Source organism: Treponema rectale (assembly GCF_014202035.1).
Lineage (GTDB): Bacteria > Spirochaetota > Spirochaetia > Treponematales > Treponemataceae > Treponema_D > Treponema_D rectale.
In genome coordinates, this window is the sequence record NZ_JACHFR010000001.1 from 427,968 (window position 1) to 444,251 (window position 16,284).

The window sequence follows — 16,284 nt, forward strand, 5'->3', positions numbered from 1 at the left end:
GTTCATATTTTATTCCTTGCTTGATGTAAGCGATTTAAGAATCTCTGCATTCATCTGCAGGCCGGAAGTCGTATCTATAATGTTTTTAGTCGAAACGGAGAAGTCCTGGATGCTAAGGTTTATCTGCTGGAGTGTCTTAACAATCTGATCAAATGAAGTATTCTGCTGATTAATAAGATATTTGATTTCTGATGAAGAAAGTGCATTCTGCTGTGCAGATTTTTTTATGTTGGAGAAGGTTTCGCCAAGGAAGGTTGCAAGGTTTGTTCCCTGCTTTATAAGTTTTGTTGAACTTTGAGAAGCCTTAATAAGTTCATTTGATGAGGCCTGAATTACATTAATCTTGTCTTTGATTTCTTTTGTACTGTCCATTGTAGAATTTGCAAGACGGCGTATTTCGGAAGATACGTTCTTAAAATTCCTGTTCTCATTTTTTACATTCGTAGCTTCAAGTTCAGCATTGAATGCAATGATTTTTGTCTGGTCAGCAATGGAGTTAATCATGTTTGTAATTTCCCAGATTCGGTTAATTTTTGAGTTCAGGTCTTTAATTCCAAAAATTGTTTCTTCGTTTGATGAGGCTATCTGTCCGATTTTATCAAGATTCTGGTTAAGGAGTACTGAGCCTCCCGTTACTTTGTCAAAAGTTTCCTGTGCAAAGTCTGATACTTCCTGAATCTGATCTTCAATATCGTGAGAAAGCTGGGTAAGATCGACCATTGTAGCAACTATTTCCTTTGTTCCGGTAGACTGCTCGACAGACGTAGTTTCCGTTTCGTTAGAAATTTTTGTAAGTGAATTACCGATGTTGTTTATGTTGTCACCAATCTCAGTTGTCCTCGTAAGAATGTTTTTAAAGTGGGCGATGAGCTGGTTGATTACATAGTTTGAATAGGACTGTTCATTGGAAAGGTCACATTCAAGAAGTTTAATTCTGTCAATATCGGTAGTAAGAATCGTTTTAAGCGTCTGATTCATTTTTACGTTTACTCTGTAAATCTTGACGTAAAAGAAAACTATAAGGGCGCATTCGATTATTATATTCATGATGCATGTCCACAGCATTCTGTTTATCTGAATATCCTTGCTCTCCCAGAATACAGATTCGTGAATTGGAGAATATCCGGCTATGAGAATTGCACAGGATATTATTGTTGTAAAAATCAATGGCAGAATGACAAAAAGAATTATTTCTGTAAGCAGGGAATTTCCGAAAAAGTTTTTTTCTTCAACATAGTCTTTATCAACTCCTGCAGTAACTATTTTTTCTGCATATTCATTGCAGATTTTACGGCAGTAATTGTCTCCGAAAAGTGAAGCCATGAAGGATGCAAAGGAAAACTGCATGAGGATTAAAATAAGTATGTTTGAATGAAATTGAAATTTGATTGAAAAAAAGATTGCAACGATAATTGCACCGATTATGAAGTAAGTAAATGTCATTACCGCCGTAATGAAAGGCAGGTGATGAAGTTCTTCCAGAAGTTCAGTTCTTTCCTCTACAGTCGTTTCTTTGGTTTCAAAGAAATGGATGCGTTCGGAAATTCCTTTGTATACGAGACTGTCTGTAAAAAGTGCAACTGTAAACTGAAGAATGCAGAAAATGGCAAAGAGCATTATTCCTGTTTTAAAAACATATTGCTTCGATATTTGAAGGGTAATGGAGGTATACATGAAAATAAAAATGGAGGACAGGGCATCCGGTAAAAAACTCTTTACTATTATGCGCTTTCTGAAACTCATATGTTTTCTCCTTGCTGGTCAATGCTCTTTTTATTGATGTTAAAACTCATGTTCGTAATATCTGATGAACTTTTCTGAAGCTGTTCAATTGTTGAAGCAATTATTTTTGATGTCTCGCTGAATTCATTTACTCTTTCACTGGTCAGGTTGATGGAACTGCTTATTAAATTAAAATACTGTTCCTGATTGTTCAGGGAATTCATGATTGTCTGAGTATCTTTTACGCTCTTTGATGCAGAGTCCCTTATTATTGCAAAGTGGTTTATCAGTTCTGCAGAAAGTGAATTTCCTTCCTGAATTTTATTCATGCAGCTTTCTCCGGAGACTATAAGTTCCTCGCTGGAAGTCTGGATTTCCTGTATCTTCTCTTTTGCCTTTCCTGTAAGTTCGATAGTTGTTTCTGCAAGCTGGCGTATCTCTTCAGAAACATTATGGAGGTTTACATTGTCATGATTAAGGCTGTTTGCTACCAGCTCTGCGTTAAATGCAATGATTTTTGTCTGTTCAGCCAGAGAGTCAATCATTGTTATGATGTCATGAATGCTCAGTATTTTTGAAGACAGCTGTTCAATTTCAGTTATTGTCATCTGGTTTGTATCAGTAATTTCTTCAATTTTTGAAAAGTTCTCTGAAAAGTCAGAAAAGTTTTTCTGTGCGTTGCTGAGCGTCTTTTTTGCAACATTTATTACTTCACTCAGTTTCTGTTTAACGTCAGCAGAAACTTCTGTAGTTTTCTGGATTGTTTCAGTTATTTCTGAAAGGGACATGTTCTGCATTGCAACGGTTTCTTTTGTCTCAGCGGATATTTCATTCAGGTTTGCACCGGATTCTATTATCTCATTGTTTGCAGATTCCGTTTTGTTCTGAATGTCTCTGAAGATCATTATGATTTTATTCAGGAGATACATCGTATGAGAAATCTCAGTGTTAAGATCAACAGGGAAAAGCTTTACTTTTGTTATGTTTCCTATACTTATTGCAGTAAGGGCCTTTCCCATGCGGAATATGTAATATGCAATTTTTTTTATGTAAAGCAGAACATGAAGTATTATGATTACTGAATTTATTATTCCTGCCGTAATCATTCTTGAAGATGAAAAATCCTTAGGAAGAAGTCCGAATGTAAAATTACCCGAAAGTTCTTTCAGAGAAAGTTCCAGTGTTGATATTGTTCCTGTAAGAGGATGAATGGTGACAAAGGTTTTGCTGATGATGACAATTCCGAAGGTTGAGGCGGAAAAGAATACAACAGGAAGTAAAATATATAAAAAGAAAAGCGACATAAGGGAATTAACCGGTTCACTTACTCTTTCATAATATCTGGTTCCCTGAAGTTCGTTCATTATTGCTGCAATGTTTTTTCTGCATTCCAGTTCTGCATAACTGAAGGTTGTCATGACCCCGATATAAATTATGTTCAGCTGAAGAAGATAGTTTATTGTAATTATTCTTATATCTATATGATAGAACAGGTAATAAATCAGTGAAGCTGCAATTTGAAATCCATGATACAGGACTGAAGTCTCAAAGCCTTTGCGGGACGGATACATTTTCAGTTTCCGTATGATCAATTCTTTCTGGTGAGGGGTTGCCTTGTGGTTTTTCCAGAAATTGATCCTGCGGGCAAGAGTGAATGAAATCAAATTATTGAAAGTCGGCATTATGAGGATTAAAAATATTGCTGAAAGTATGAACTGCCATACGAAGGTTGGTACCAGATATTCAGCTGGAATATCAAAAAAATAATTGCTGTATAAAAATATAGATATGAACACGATAAAATTTATTATCGTGAACTGTCTTGAATTTTTTCTTTCGGGATTTTCATTTTTTGTAAAAAGGTATTTTTTTAGTTTCATTGCACATTCTCCCTGTTGTTGATGGAAGTAAGAATGTCAGAACTGCGGCTGATTTTATGTGAGATTTCGTATAGCTGCGTTGCAGATTCAGAAAGACTGCTGAAGCCTGAAGTTATTTCCTTTAAGGAAACAGTTATTTCATTAAAGAGATTGTTCTGTACTTCTGTTGTGTTTTGAATTTTCAATGCTGCTTCTGCCGTGATGTCGGAAGACATTTTTACTTCATTAAACTGCTCTTCAACAAGATTTATGTAAATGTCTGAACCTTCCCGTACTTTTTGAGTGCCGGCTTCTGAAGTAATTATAAGGTTGTCGGAAGAGTGCTGCATTGCAAGTATTCTTTCTTTTATTTCTTTAATGGAGTCTGTGATTGTTGATGCGAGCCTGCGTATTTCATTTGCAACAATGTGGAATTTTTCTCCGTTCTCGCCTGCATAGGAAGCTTCAAGCTCGGCATTAAAAGCGATTATTCTTGTTTTTTCTGCAATTGTTTCAATAGTGTTAATGCTGCTCCATACGTTTTCTATTTTCTCACTGAGTTTTTTTATTCCTGTAATTGTATCAAGGTTGGCATCTGAAATTTCCGCCATTTTATTAATGGTTGCCTTTAAAATCTGAAAACCGTCTGCTACAGTTTTCTTTGTTTTTTCTGCATTGAATCTTACGCTGGTAATTTTTTCTGCAATCTGGTTAAGAATGTAATTTGCATTGTTCATGTAATCAAGTGATTCTTTTATATAATCTGACTGCGATACGGATGCCTCCGCATTTTTTTCAGATATTACGGAAAGATTTGAAATACTTGCAGTCAGTTCCTTGCTGTATTTTGTCGTGTCTTTTGAAATTTCAGAAATAAAGTTTATGATTCTGTTTATTAAGAAAAAGTTGTAAGAAATCTCATTGTTAAGATCCACAGGAAGGGTAATTGATTTGTCTAAAGGTTCGCGGGTAAAGTTTTCAAGCAGGCTGTTTATCATTTTAAAAGCGTTTGAAATTCTTTTAATCGTAAAGAATCCTGTGGTAATGCAGATTATGCTGTTTACAAGAAGTACGAGACCCATTTTAAAGAACATCTGACCTGTAAGTTCATTATCAGCCATTGCAAGAACAAAATAAACTGTCTGTGTCAGTGTTGCCGAGTGACAGCAGCCGATCAGTGTCATCGTAACCCGTACGGTAAGTCTCGGACCGTAAAACTTATCGTGAAGAATCTGTTTTTCATCAAGTCCTTTTTTAGAAATATCAGCAGCCTTTTGAGAACATATGGTGCCGGCATAATTCATCGAGTAAATTGCTGCGGTAAAAATACACTGAATTCCAGAGACACATATGAAGGTTATTATTGAAGAACTTATGCTGAATCTTCCCAGCAGTGCAATCAGTTCTCCTGTAAAGGCAAAAATAAAAGTAACTACAGTTACAAAACATGCCTTATGAGGAATTGCTATTATGCTTTTGAGAAGATCAGTTCTTTGAACGGCATTTGTTTTTTTTGTGTAAAAGTTGAATATTCTCAAAGAAACGTCTTTTGTTACAAAGTAATTTGTAAAGGGACCGACGATGAACTGCGCACCAAAAACAACTATTGTTGAAATTAGAATAAAGTCTTTAAAATCCTGCTGTGAAAAACCTGAATCAAGCAGTCCTGAAATATAAAATATATACAGAAAAATTATCAGGCTTAAAAAAATATTTGGAATTATTCCCTTCATGTACATGTCGTGGGTAAAAGTAGAGGGTGTAATTTTTGCTGTAAATGTATTCAGTGTATTTTCAGTCATCAGCACATCCTATTTTATTGACAGCGAAAAACTTCCGTCCCAGTTTTCCGGTACGTTTACTGAAAATTCATCGCATCTTCTAAGCATCAGCCGGGCTGCCCTGTCAGTACTGCAGATTTCCAGAGCTTTGGAAAAATAATTTGCAGCAGTCTGAAAGTTTCTGTCAAAATAAAGATGAAGTCCTTTTGCATAGTTTTCAAGAAATTCATCTGTATATAGATTTACGTCTTCTATGATATCATAAATTTTTGTCGCAACGGATTTTCCCTTTACTTTTACATTGTCCAGGTGGCGCATTATAAAATTAAAGTCGGTGTCCTTTTTTTCATTAACCGGGTATCTGTTTTTTAAGCGGCTGTCAATGTCCCGCTTTACATTTTCCGTTACGATTATTTTTGAGCCGTATATTTTTGTCAGGCTTTCGATTCTTGATGCAAGATTAACAGAATCTCCAATAACTGTGTATTCTTTTTTTTCTTCGCTGCCTATAGCTCCTACAATTGAATCACCGTAATGAATTCCGATTCCTACCGTAAACTTGTAATCCTTCGGAAGAATGAGGTTGCCCGTATCAATTTTTTCGATTTCATTAATCATTTCTACAGCTGCATTTGCGGCTCTGCTTGCATTGAACCGGTAACTTTCCGGAGCACCAAAAAGAGCCATAATTGCATCACCCATGAATTTATCAATTGTTCCGCCGTGTTTTTTTATGATAAGGCCCATTTTCGAAAAATAATAGTTAAGGAATTTTACTACTTCTTCCGGCTTGTTTTTTTCGCTTATGCTGGTAAAGTTTCTGATGTCTGCAATAAGAATTGCTACCTGTCTTTTTTCTTCAATGGATGTCTGCTCGGATTCATTTGTTGAGATGATGTCATCTATGATTTTTGACGGAATGAATCTGCTGAATGCTTTGCGCATTTTTTCTTCAGCATTTGTTGCATTCTGAAACCAGATGGCCTTTTCAATTATCATTGAATAAATTGTCGTAAAGAAATCCAGCCGCTGCTCAAGTCTGGGGGTAAAAGCACCGCTTTTAAATGAGCCTATATGAATTGTTGCCGGATAAATTTTGTTTGAATCAAGAGGAAAACATTCATAGCTTTCAATTTTTGTATTCCTGCTGTTTTCCTCAACTTCGATAATTTCTTCCTGAATGAGATTTGTTTTCCAGTTGAATTTTTTTCTCGTATAGATTCTTTCCTCAAAATCGCTGTGACATACTTTCTTAAAGTCGTCCAGGTCTTCTTTGGACATGTTGCTGGGATAATCATAGTATTCCATTATAGGATCTGTATTAAGTATGATTGCCAGAGAATCATAGTTGTAGATTCCCGAAAGGGTCTGAGCCATTTTTTCAAGAATCTGTTTTAAGTTAAGAACGGAGCAGCTGGCCTGGAATGCATTCTTAATTACAAACAGTTCAAAAAGTTCTTTATCATAAGCCTTTGTAACGATATCAAGAATATCATCCGGAGAAATTTTACTGTGTACTGGTTCTGTTTCTTCTTTTCTTATCTGTTCATACTGTTCCGTTACTTTATTTACAAGTCCCAGTAATTCATGGATGTTGTCGGAACGGGGAATGAAAAATCCGTCACTTTTAGAATTATCTCCCCAGAACTGATAGACGCTGCCGTCTTCCGTAGAGCAGAGTATTATACCTGTGTTTTTGAGATATGGAGTATTCTTAATGATGCGGGCAAAACTGAATCCCGAAATCTGTGGAAGTTCCATGTAAGTAAGTACGCAGACAGGATTTTCTTCGCAGAGAATATTGAGGGCGTCAATTCCGTTGTCTGCCTTCAGAACTTCAAATCCTGCTTCGTCAAGGCAGTCACAGATGAGGGAAAGCATGGTTTTTGAATTAAATGCAACAAGAATTTTAGTTTTCACCTAAAAGCTCCTTTACGGTTCTCAAAAGCATTCCCCGTTCAAACTGTGACTTTACGATAAACGCCTGGGCTCCTGCCTGAATGAAATTTTCTTCAGCCTGTTTGTCATAGGCTCCGGATACAACTACGACTGGTGTTGAATGATATTCTGCTGACCTGCGTATATTATTCAGTAAGGTATTGCCGTCCATTCGCGGCATGTTGATGTCGATTATAAAAATATCAATGTTGTAGGTTTTCATTATTTCCAGAGCTTCAATTCCGTCTCCTGCAGTTTTTACGGTAAAACCGTCAGTTTCAAATATAGTCTGTTCAATCTGACGGGTTGTGCTTGAATCATCTGCAATAAGGATGGTCTGGGTTTTCTTTTTATTTCTGACATTGAATTTCTTCATGTCGTAGGCCAGAAGTCCCTTCATTCTCTGCATTATGTTCGGAATATTAAGGATTGGAATGATGGAATAGTTTTCATCATAAACAACCCCCTGCAGGGAATTCATGTTCCTCATTATCTGCGGAAGTGCCGTAACTACAACATTTTCATACTGTTCGATAGAGCGCACTGCAACAGCAATCTGCGTATCAAGATATTCGAGGACTATGATTGCATTATCCGTTTTGGATTTTTCCGTTCCAAGCAGGGAAGACAGATGGTAAATTGGAATAAACTGATTATGAACGCAGACATAGTTCTGTCCCTGGCTGATGATGAAGTTCAGGTTTTCTCCGTCTGCAATCTCATGAATGTAATGGGAAGGAATCATGAACTTCATGGAACCGCTCTGAACAAAAAGTCCCTGCTGGGTTGCAAGAGAAAGGGGAATCGTAAGCTTGAACTGGGTTCCTTTATTTTCTTCAGAAAAAATCTGAATCTTTCCCTTGATGCGTTCCATGTTGCTTCTTACGATATCAAGGCCCATGCCTCTGCCTGACATTTCTGTTGAAGAATCTTTTGTCGTAAAGCCCGGAAGAAAAAGATACTGCTGCAGCTGTTTTTCTGACATGGCATTTATTTCGTTTTTTTGCTGAGGATAAAGTAAAAGGGCCTTTTCTTTTATGCTTTTATACTGAATGCCTTTTCCGTCATCTCCCACTGTTATTATTATGTGGTTTGAGATCTGAGTTGTATATATGTATATTTTTCCGTTGGGACTTTTTCCTGCGGCAATACGTTCCTTTTCCGTTTCAATTCCATGATCCAGACTGTTCCTCATGAGGTGGAGGAGGATTTCCTTTAATTTTTCAAGAATGATTTTATCCATTGAGAAATTTGTCTGGGGTATGTCGAAGATTATGTTTTTTGAGGCTCTGGCTGCCTCGGTTTCAAAAGAAAGCTTCAGCGGTTCAAGAATAATGCTGAGGGGAAGCATGCGCAGGTTAAGAAGGGCATGCTGTGTTTCAAAAATTGAGTTTTCCGTAAGGAGCAGGTCTTCTTTCAGCTGTTTAGGCAGAATGCCGTTGCCTGCGTCTGAAAGTTTCTGCTCGAAGTGTTCCAGCTGATGCTTGAACCTGAACTGCCTTATGAGAAGGTCATCAAAGGAACGTATGATCGAATTTATTCTTGCAATGGGAATCCTGACGGAAGTCAGGTTTTCTATATCGGTATTTTCATCTGCGGTTTCGTAATCTGCAAAGGTGGTATAAGAGTTCTTGCTTATGGCATTAAGGTTTTCTATGTCAAAGAACAGTCCTTTTGAGGCTCTGTTCAGTGCGTCTGTAAACGGTTTTATGTTTTCTTCATCGGTGGAGGAAGTTTTTATCTTTTCAAGAAGTTTTTTTATCTGGTCTGTAGTGACAAAAGAAAGCTGCAGAAGTCTGTCCGTAAACTCAAATACGTTTTCCCTTACGCCTTTAAATATGTCTTCCAGACCATGCACAAGGGTTTCAATACTGGTAAAATCCATCATTCTTGATGAACCTTTGAGGGTATGCAGGTTTCTTAAAATCTCCGTAACGATGTCCTGACTGCCGGGATTATCTTTCAGCCGGATGATTTCATCCGTAAAGGCATTTATATATTCCTGAGACTCATCTATATATGTCTGTATAAAGTTTTCCCTGCTGAATGCCATTATTACTCCGAGTATTTACCCGTCCTGCATATTCCGGCAAAGTTCCAGTATATATTCCGGCGTAAAATCTTCTATTATTTGATTATAACATAAATTATTCGCTTCTACATATTTTTTAAGAACCTTTGCACAGTTTTTAAAAAGTCCGGAGGCTTCTGCCGTATGTCCCTCTGCCTTAGCAAGAAGGGCGGTCTGAAACAGTGCCGGCCAGAATTCAGGATTAAGAATGGCTGCTTTGTAAAAATTATCCCGTGCCAGCTGAAGGCTGTTTTTGTTCCTGAGGAGAAGTCCCTTAAAATAAAACAGAAGTTCCCTTGCTGTCAGTCCGAAAGGCCAGTTGTCCAGAAGTTCCTGAGTTTCTTCATGCCTGCCGGAATTAAGGCTTTCAAAAAAATCTCTTGAATAGGACTCAATTTTTGCGTTTATAAGCCATTTCTGCTGTAATTCCTGTTTTGCTGAACTTTGGTCAGGTTTAAATTCTTTTTTCAGCAGTTCAGGCTCTGCTTTTTTTTCCAGTTTCCTGAAATAGTAGACCCGGTCTTCGTGTTCCTTTTCCAGCTGTTCGGTAAGTTTTCCCCTGATGCTTACTGATGGAATTTCATTGACGGAAATGAAGAGAAGTCCGTCCGGCTTCAGCATGGAGGTCATGTTCTTAAGTATTTCATGGCGGAGTTCTGGCGTAAAATAGATGAATACGTTGCGTATAAAAATTATGTCAAAATATTCTGCTGTAAACCGGTGTTCCTCAGTTTTTGCAAGATTGTTGGTAAAAATTTCAATCTGCTTGAGGTGCTCTTTTTTTATGGAAAAACCGTCCGGAGTGTAGTTTCCCAGCGGTTCGAGGAGTTTTTTGTATTTTGCTCCGTCATTTCTGAAGGAATTTAACGGGAAAACTCCCGATTTGAATTTTTCAAGGGCTGACGTGTCTATGTCTGAGGCATATATTTTTGCATTTATTCCCAGACTTTTGCAAAGCGCATATATTGAAACCGGTTCCTGTCCTGTAGAGCATGCGGCACTCCAGATTTTTACCTGAGTATTTTTTTCCATGCTGTAGAGTTTTTTTGCAAGAAAAGCGAACTGATCTTCTTCCCTGAAAAAATAGGTTTCATTTATTGTTGCATTGTTTATCAGCATTCTTAATTCTGCCGGATTCTGCCTGAGCATGTAGAGGTAATCCGTTTCGCTGACAGAAAGTTCTGCAAGTCGTTTTTTTGCATAGCTTTCAACAAATGCAGTGTGGGCTGAACCTGTATTTATTCCTGAGTGTTCTTTTATGATGGAAAGAATCTGACGTGTAAAGTTCATAGGCTGATTTTTCTCCTTATGAATGGCGCAATTTCTTCAAGGGAAAGTATCTGCTTTATGCCGCCTTCCTTTATTGCAGCCTGAGGCATTCCGAATACCGTGCAGGTTTTTTCGTCCTGGGCAATAGTCAGGGCTCCGTTATCAAAGGCTTTTCTGCATCCTTCGGCACCGTCTCTTCCCATTCCCGTAAGTATGACTGCAATCAGCCTGTCCCTGTATGCTTCTGCGGCTGATGAGAAAAGTTTATCTACAGCAGGTTTAAGGTAATGAACCGGAGAGTCATCTGTTATTGTAATGATTTTCTGGCTTTCATAGTTTCCTGTTACCGTAAGATGCCGGTCAGCAGGGGCAAGGTAAAAAGTTCCCGGACGGGGAATTTCTCCGTTTTCTGCCAGCTTTATGTTCTGACCGGAATTCTTTTTAAGCCATTTTACAAGATGTACGTCAAACAGCGTGTCTATGTGCTGGGTAATAAGTACAGGCAGGGGAAAGCTGCTTCCGAATCCTGTAAGAAGTTCCAGAAGTGCGGCAGGTCCGCCTGTGGAAGAGCCTACGACAACAGCTTCGTATTGTTTTGAGGTGGAAAGACTTTTAAAATCCGTTAATCCGTAACTTTCTGCATTCTGCTCTATGTGAGTAAGCAGGGATTTTTTTCTTGGTTTCTGAATGTTAAACTTGTTTTTTTCTGCTATAAAATAAAACTGGTCAAGAAAAGACGATATGACGGACTGATTCATTTCTGCAAGGTCAGGTTTCTTTACAACATCCAGGGCTCCTGCTTCAAGGCATTTAAATCCGATGTCGGCAGAATCCTCGGTGGTAAAGGCAATTACTGCAGGTGATGATTGTGAAAGAATTTTTTTTGTTGCAGTGATTCCGTCCATGACAGGCATGTTTATGTCCATTATTATCAGGTCAGGCTTAAAAACTGCATTAAGTTCTACTGCCCTCTGTCCGTTTTCAGCTGTTGCGCACACTATGAAGCGCTCATCGTCATTCATCAGCTGCTTGAGTATTGCCCGGACAATTCCAGAGTCATCTGCAAGAAGAACTTTTATCATTGTACAGCCTCCGCTGTAATTTTTTCAGGATCAATCAGTATTTTCAGTTTTTCCTTATCAAAGCCCAGTGCCGCAATTCCTTTTTTATAAAAAAAGTCCCTTAAAAGTTTTGGGGGAAAATGAAAGTTTTTTATTTCTTCATGCTGTATTTCCGGATTTGACATGCTGGTAATGAAAAAAGTTTTTTTCTGCCTGATGAGGATTGAGTTACGTTTTTGGCTGTCCGGGGAGGGGGGTGTTTCTGAAAATATTTCGTCGATGCAATATCCGGGAATCTGCCCTGGTGGTGAACTTATATCCGAACAGGAAAAGTCTGCCACTGAATCATGAGGAATAAGGACATCTGTTTTTCCAAACGGAAATACCGCAAACCAATCATTCGTTTTCAAAATCCTGTCTGATCCTTGCCGTAATTGATTCAAAATTCAGTACGGGAACTGCAAGATGCTGAATACCGTCATCGTAATCAATGGCATTAGAAAAATATGCAGATTCTGCCGTTCTGGCTATAGTTTGAAGATAGTCTTCCTTCAGAGTCTGGAATTCCCTGACGTCACTGATTTGAATCGCAACGTCATTTTCATCGTTCAGTATAAGGAATAATTTGGAATTCTGCTGTTCATCATTCTGGAACAGGGAAAAGTCAACTGCCGCATATGGTCTTCCGTAGTAGTTGATGACTCCCTTTATGTATTTAGGAACAAACGGAACGGGAAAAATTTCATCGTTACGGAGAATTTCCCTTACTTTGGTCGCATCTGCAGCGTAAGTTCTGTTGCCTGCATCAAAAATGAGCCAGGTTCTGTGTTTTTCGTCTGCAGTGTTTTCTTCCTGAGAGACAGTGTCATTTTCTTCAATAGTTTTGAGTATGTCTTCATCCATAATACTAATAAAATTATACACTCAAAAAACTGAAATTGCCACTTAAAAGATTTGTAAATAAGGAGAACTTAAGGAATGAGAAAATAGGGAATACTGAAACAGGAAGTCAGTCTTCAAAACTTCCGCTTTTCATTTCTTCACATATGCGCATCCAGCTGTCATATCTGAGGGGACTGATTTTACCTTCTTCCACTGCCTGTATTATGGCACAGCCCTTTTCATGGGTATGAGAGCAGCTCATGCCGTAATTGCATTTTCCGATAAAGGGAACGAATTCCCTGAAGTAAAGGGCAAGGTTTTCCGGAGATATGTCATTAAGTAAAAATCTTCTTACCCCCGGAGTATCTATTATGTTTGCAGTAGTTCCTTTTATTCCGCCTACAAGGGCTTCGTCAATCTGCAGGTGAATGAGGGTGCCTTTTGTAGTAGTATGACAGCCTTTTCCGTATTTTTGAGAAAGGCTTCCTGTTTTAAGGACTACCGTATTGTCAAGGACGTTTATAATTGAACTTTTGCCGACTCCGCTCTGTCCTACAAAGGCACTCAGATGATTTTCTATAAGGTTTGCCAGTTCTTCCATACCTTCACCGGTTCTGGCACTGGATCTGATTACTTTATAGCCGGCGTTTTCCCATACTTCAAGACGGTCTTGAAATTCTTCTTCCCTTGCTGCGTTTATGTCATATTTGTTGCAGACAATTACCGGGGTTATTCCTTCATACTCTGCCTGGGCTATGGCTCTGTCTACAAAACGGGGCCTGAAGGGAGGATTATCCGGTGTGGTAACGATAAGAAGGTAGTCAAGGTTTGCTGCCAGAATCTGAGGTTCCTTTTTCTTTATGTTCCAGCGGACAAATCTGTTTTTTCTTGGTACCAGGTCAGTTATCATGCCTTTGTCGTCTTCAAGAGTTGAATCGTCAAGGGTAACTATATCGCCGGGTGCAAGAGGATTGTAATATCCTTCCGAGGCTTTGAGAATTTTGCCTTTTATTGCACAGTCCCTTATATAGCCGTCATCGCATTCGACTTCAAAAACATTTTTACTGCCACTGAGTATAAGCCCGTTCATATATTGCTGAATTCTGAAATAAATACTCTCACGTGTCAAGGGTTCCCTAGTGCTGCCGGTTAAAAAAAAATTCAAAAAAAAATAAAAAAAATTAAAAATCTTATTGACATAAAATCCTCAAAGATGTACTCTATTTAAGCATTCAGCGCTTAACGGTACTGAATATGCGGCGATGTTGGAATTGGTAGACAAGCAAGGTTGAGGTCCTTGTGCCGAAAGGTGTGCAAGTTCAAGTCTTGTTCGCCGCACATCTTTAATAAGGAATCAGTTTAACGACTGGTTCCTTTTTTTTTTGCCTGCGTTTATTTTTTTTCTGATAGATATGTATCCGCTTATATTGTATAATTAGTCAAACTTTATTATAATTATGCAAAAATTTGCAAAAGGAGTGCATAAAAATGCAGTTTATAGACGGTGGAGTTACAGCTCCTGAAGGATTTACGGCCAACGGAATGCTTTGCGGAATTAAGGCCGGAAGAACAAAGAATGATACTGCCCTTATTTATAGCGAGAAACCATGTACTGCGGCAGGTGTATTTACTCAGAACCGTGTAAAGGCAGAAAGCGTAAAACTTACTAAGAAACATCTTGAAAACGGAAAGGCTCAGGCGGTTATTGCTAATTCCGGAAATGCAAATGCATGTACCGGTGCCCAGGGTGCTGAAAATGCCCTCCGCATGGCAAAGGCTGCAGCCGGTGTGCTTGGAATTTCACCTGAGGATGTAGTTGTCTGTTCAACTGGTGTAATCGGACAGCAGCTTCCGGTTGAAGTTATTGAAAAGAATATTCAGACTCTTAAGGACGGATTGAGTAAGAAAGGTCATGCAGAGGCCCGCACTGCCATCATGACGACAGATACTCATTACAAGGAATGTGCCGTAGAAACCGAAATCGGAGGAAAAAAAGTCCGCATCGGTGCAATGTGCAAAGGTTCCGGAATGATTCATATTAATCTCGGTACCATGCTCAGTTTCATGACTACAGACTGTGCCATCAGTTCTGCCATGCTCGAAAAGGCTTTGCGCATGAGTATTGAAGGAACCTATAACTGTGTTTCCGTTGACGGTGATACTTCTACTAATGATACCCTTACCATTCTTGCAAACGGTATGGCCGGTAATGCAGAAATAGTTTCAGAAGGAAAGGATTTTGACGCTTTTTATGAAGCCCTTAATGCAATCAATACGCAGATGGCTAAAAAAATTGCAGGGGACGGAGAAGGGGCAACCCGCCTTATTGAATGCAATGTCAGTGGAGCCTGTGATGTTCCGACAGCCCGCCGTCTTGCCAAGTCAGTAATTTCTTCCAGTCTTGTTAAGGCTGCTTTTTTCGGTAAAGATGCAAACTGGGGAAGAATTCTCTGTGCTATGGGATATTCCGGAGAGCAGTTTACTCCAGAAACAACTACTGTTGCTTTTGAAAGTGCCGAGGGAGCTCAGCGTACAGGATTTACGGACTTTGTTGGTGAGCAGACCGGTAAAAAGACTTCAATTACAGTGTTTGAAAATGGAGTTCCATTGAATTTTGATGAGGATCTTGCAAAAAAGATTCTTTCAGAAGATGAAGTTGTAATCAATGTTACGCTTAAGGACGGAAATGCCTGCGGTACTGCATGGGGCTGCGACCTTACATATGATTATGTAAAGATTAACGGTGATTACCGTACATAAAAGGCTGTTTTAAGCCGGAAAGAGGTATTTTTATGGAAAATATTGATAACGAAATAGAAAAAAAATCGATTGATCCGAGACTTGATAATGCAGGATGGGCAAATGTTCTTGTTCAGGCACTTCCTTATTTCAGGCACTGGGTCGGAAAAGTCGTAGTTGTAAAATACGGCGGAAATGCCATGCTTAACGAAGACCTGAAACATGACGTTATGGAGGATATTGTTCTTCTTAATACGATTGGTATTCATGTTGTTCTGGTTCATGGCGGCGGTCCTGAAATTAACCACATGCTTGACCGTGTCGGTAAGGAAAGCAAGTTTATAAACGGTCTCCGCTACACTGATGCAGAAACCATGGAAATCGTACAGATGGTTCTTACAGGAAAACTGAACAAGGATATAGTAGGTATACTTCTTCAGCAGGGGGGTAAGGCTGTCGGTCTTTCTGGTGTTGATTCAGGTCTTTTAAGGGCTAAGAAAATCAGTAAGGACGGTACGGATCTTGGTTTTGTCGGTGAAGTTACTGAAGTTCATCCTGAAATAATTCAGTCGCTTCTTGCACAGAATTTCATTCCTGTTGTTTCTACTGTTGCTTTGGGTGAAGACGGTGATGATGCCCGCTATAACATTAACGCTGATACAGCTGCGGCAAAAATTGCCATAGCTCTTAAAGCAGAGAAATTCATTCAGCTTACAAATGTTCCTGGAGTTCTTAAGGATGTAAATGATCCTTCTTCCCTTATTCAGCGCATTCACATTCAGGATGTGGATTCACTTATAAAGGACGGAATTATTGCCGGCGGTATGATTCCTAAGATTGAGTGCTGCATGCTTGCACGTAATGGCGGCGTTCCGAGAACTCATATCATTGACGGCCGTGTTCCTCATTCCCTTCTTATAGAGATGTTCAGTGACCGCGGTATCGGAACTATGATTTATTAA

Annotated in this window: 12 protein-coding genes and 1 tRNA gene; 3 read left to right on the plus strand and 10 right to left on the minus strand. The window is 38.9% G+C overall.

The genetic code is table 11. From position 1 onward, the window contains the following. Positions 1 to 9 precede the first annotated feature (9 nt). The 10 genes from HNP77_RS01795 to rsgA all read right to left on the minus strand — a co-directional run bounded on the left by HNP77_RS01795 (position 10) and on the right by rsgA (position 13,673). Positions 10 to 1,743 carry a methyl-accepting chemotaxis protein gene (locus tag HNP77_RS01795; protein WP_184651448.1) on the minus strand — a complete coding sequence of 578 codons (1,734 nt, stop codon included), beginning with the start codon at positions 1,741 to 1,743 and terminating at the stop codon, positions 10 to 12. Then, positions 1,740 to 3,602, minus strand: coding sequence for a methyl-accepting chemotaxis protein (locus HNP77_RS01800; protein WP_184651449.1), 1,863 nt, complete (start codon positions 3,600 to 3,602; stop codon positions 1,740 to 1,742). Before HNP77_RS01800 ends, HNP77_RS01795 begins: the two co-directional genes overlap by 4 nt. After that, on the minus strand, positions 3,599 to 5,383 hold the full coding sequence (locus HNP77_RS01805) for a methyl-accepting chemotaxis protein (protein WP_184651450.1): 1,785 nt from the start codon (positions 5,381 to 5,383) through the stop codon (positions 3,599 to 3,601). The genes HNP77_RS01800 and HNP77_RS01805 overlap by 4 nt, the downstream gene beginning before the upstream one ends. A gap of 9 nt (positions 5,384 to 5,392) precedes the next feature. Then, positions 5,393 to 7,282 carry an adenylate/guanylate cyclase domain-containing protein gene (locus tag HNP77_RS12470; protein WP_184651451.1) on the minus strand — a complete coding sequence of 630 codons (1,890 nt, stop codon included), beginning with the start codon at positions 7,280 to 7,282 and terminating at the stop codon, positions 5,393 to 5,395. Continuing rightward, positions 7,272 to 9,353 carry a hybrid sensor histidine kinase/response regulator gene (locus tag HNP77_RS01815; protein WP_184651452.1) on the minus strand — a complete coding sequence of 694 codons (2,082 nt, stop codon included), beginning with the start codon at positions 9,351 to 9,353 and terminating at the stop codon, positions 7,272 to 7,274. Before HNP77_RS01815 ends, HNP77_RS12470 begins: the two co-directional genes overlap by 11 nt. Before the next feature lie 15 nt (positions 9,354 to 9,368). After that, complete coding sequence (locus HNP77_RS01820; RefSeq protein WP_184651453.1) at positions 9,369 to 10,661, minus strand: CheR family methyltransferase; 1,293 nt, start codon at positions 10,659 to 10,661, stop codon at positions 9,369 to 9,371. After that, a complete protein-coding gene (gene cheB, locus HNP77_RS01825; RefSeq protein ID WP_184651454.1) occupies positions 10,658 to 11,722 on the minus strand; it encodes a chemotaxis-specific protein-glutamate methyltransferase CheB in 1,065 nt (354 codons plus the stop codon). Before cheB ends, HNP77_RS01820 begins: the two co-directional genes overlap by 4 nt. Beyond that, positions 11,719 to 12,111, minus strand: a complete 393-nt coding sequence (locus HNP77_RS01830) for a hypothetical protein (protein ID WP_184651455.1) — start codon at positions 12,109 to 12,111, stop codon at positions 11,719 to 11,721. Before HNP77_RS01830 ends, cheB begins: the two co-directional genes overlap by 4 nt. Further along, positions 12,098 to 12,604: a chemotaxis protein CheW gene (locus HNP77_RS01835; RefSeq protein WP_184651456.1), complete on the minus strand. Its 507-nt coding sequence runs from the start codon at positions 12,602 to 12,604 to the stop codon at positions 12,098 to 12,100. The genes HNP77_RS01830 and HNP77_RS01835 overlap by 14 nt, the downstream gene beginning before the upstream one ends. A gap of 106 nt (positions 12,605 to 12,710) precedes the next feature. Then, on the minus strand, positions 12,711 to 13,673 hold the full coding sequence (gene rsgA, locus HNP77_RS01840; RefSeq protein WP_184651457.1) for a ribosome small subunit-dependent GTPase A: 963 nt from the start codon (positions 13,671 to 13,673) through the stop codon (positions 12,711 to 12,713). Between the two features lie 166 nt (positions 13,674 to 13,839). Here rsgA and HNP77_RS01845 point away from each other — a divergent pair. From HNP77_RS01845 to argB, 3 genes are all read left to right on the plus strand, one after another. Continuing rightward, a tRNA-Leu gene (locus tag HNP77_RS01845) sits at positions 13,840 to 13,921 on the plus strand. A gap of 150 nt (positions 13,922 to 14,071) precedes the next feature. Continuing rightward, positions 14,072 to 15,343, plus strand: a complete 1,272-nt coding sequence (gene argJ / locus HNP77_RS01850) for a bifunctional glutamate N-acetyltransferase/amino-acid acetyltransferase ArgJ (protein WP_184651458.1) — start codon at positions 14,072 to 14,074, stop codon at positions 15,341 to 15,343. Positions 15,344 to 15,375: 32 nt separating this feature from the next. Next, complete coding sequence (argB, locus tag HNP77_RS01855; protein WP_184651459.1) at positions 15,376 to 16,284, plus strand: acetylglutamate kinase; 909 nt, start codon at positions 15,376 to 15,378, stop codon at positions 16,282 to 16,284.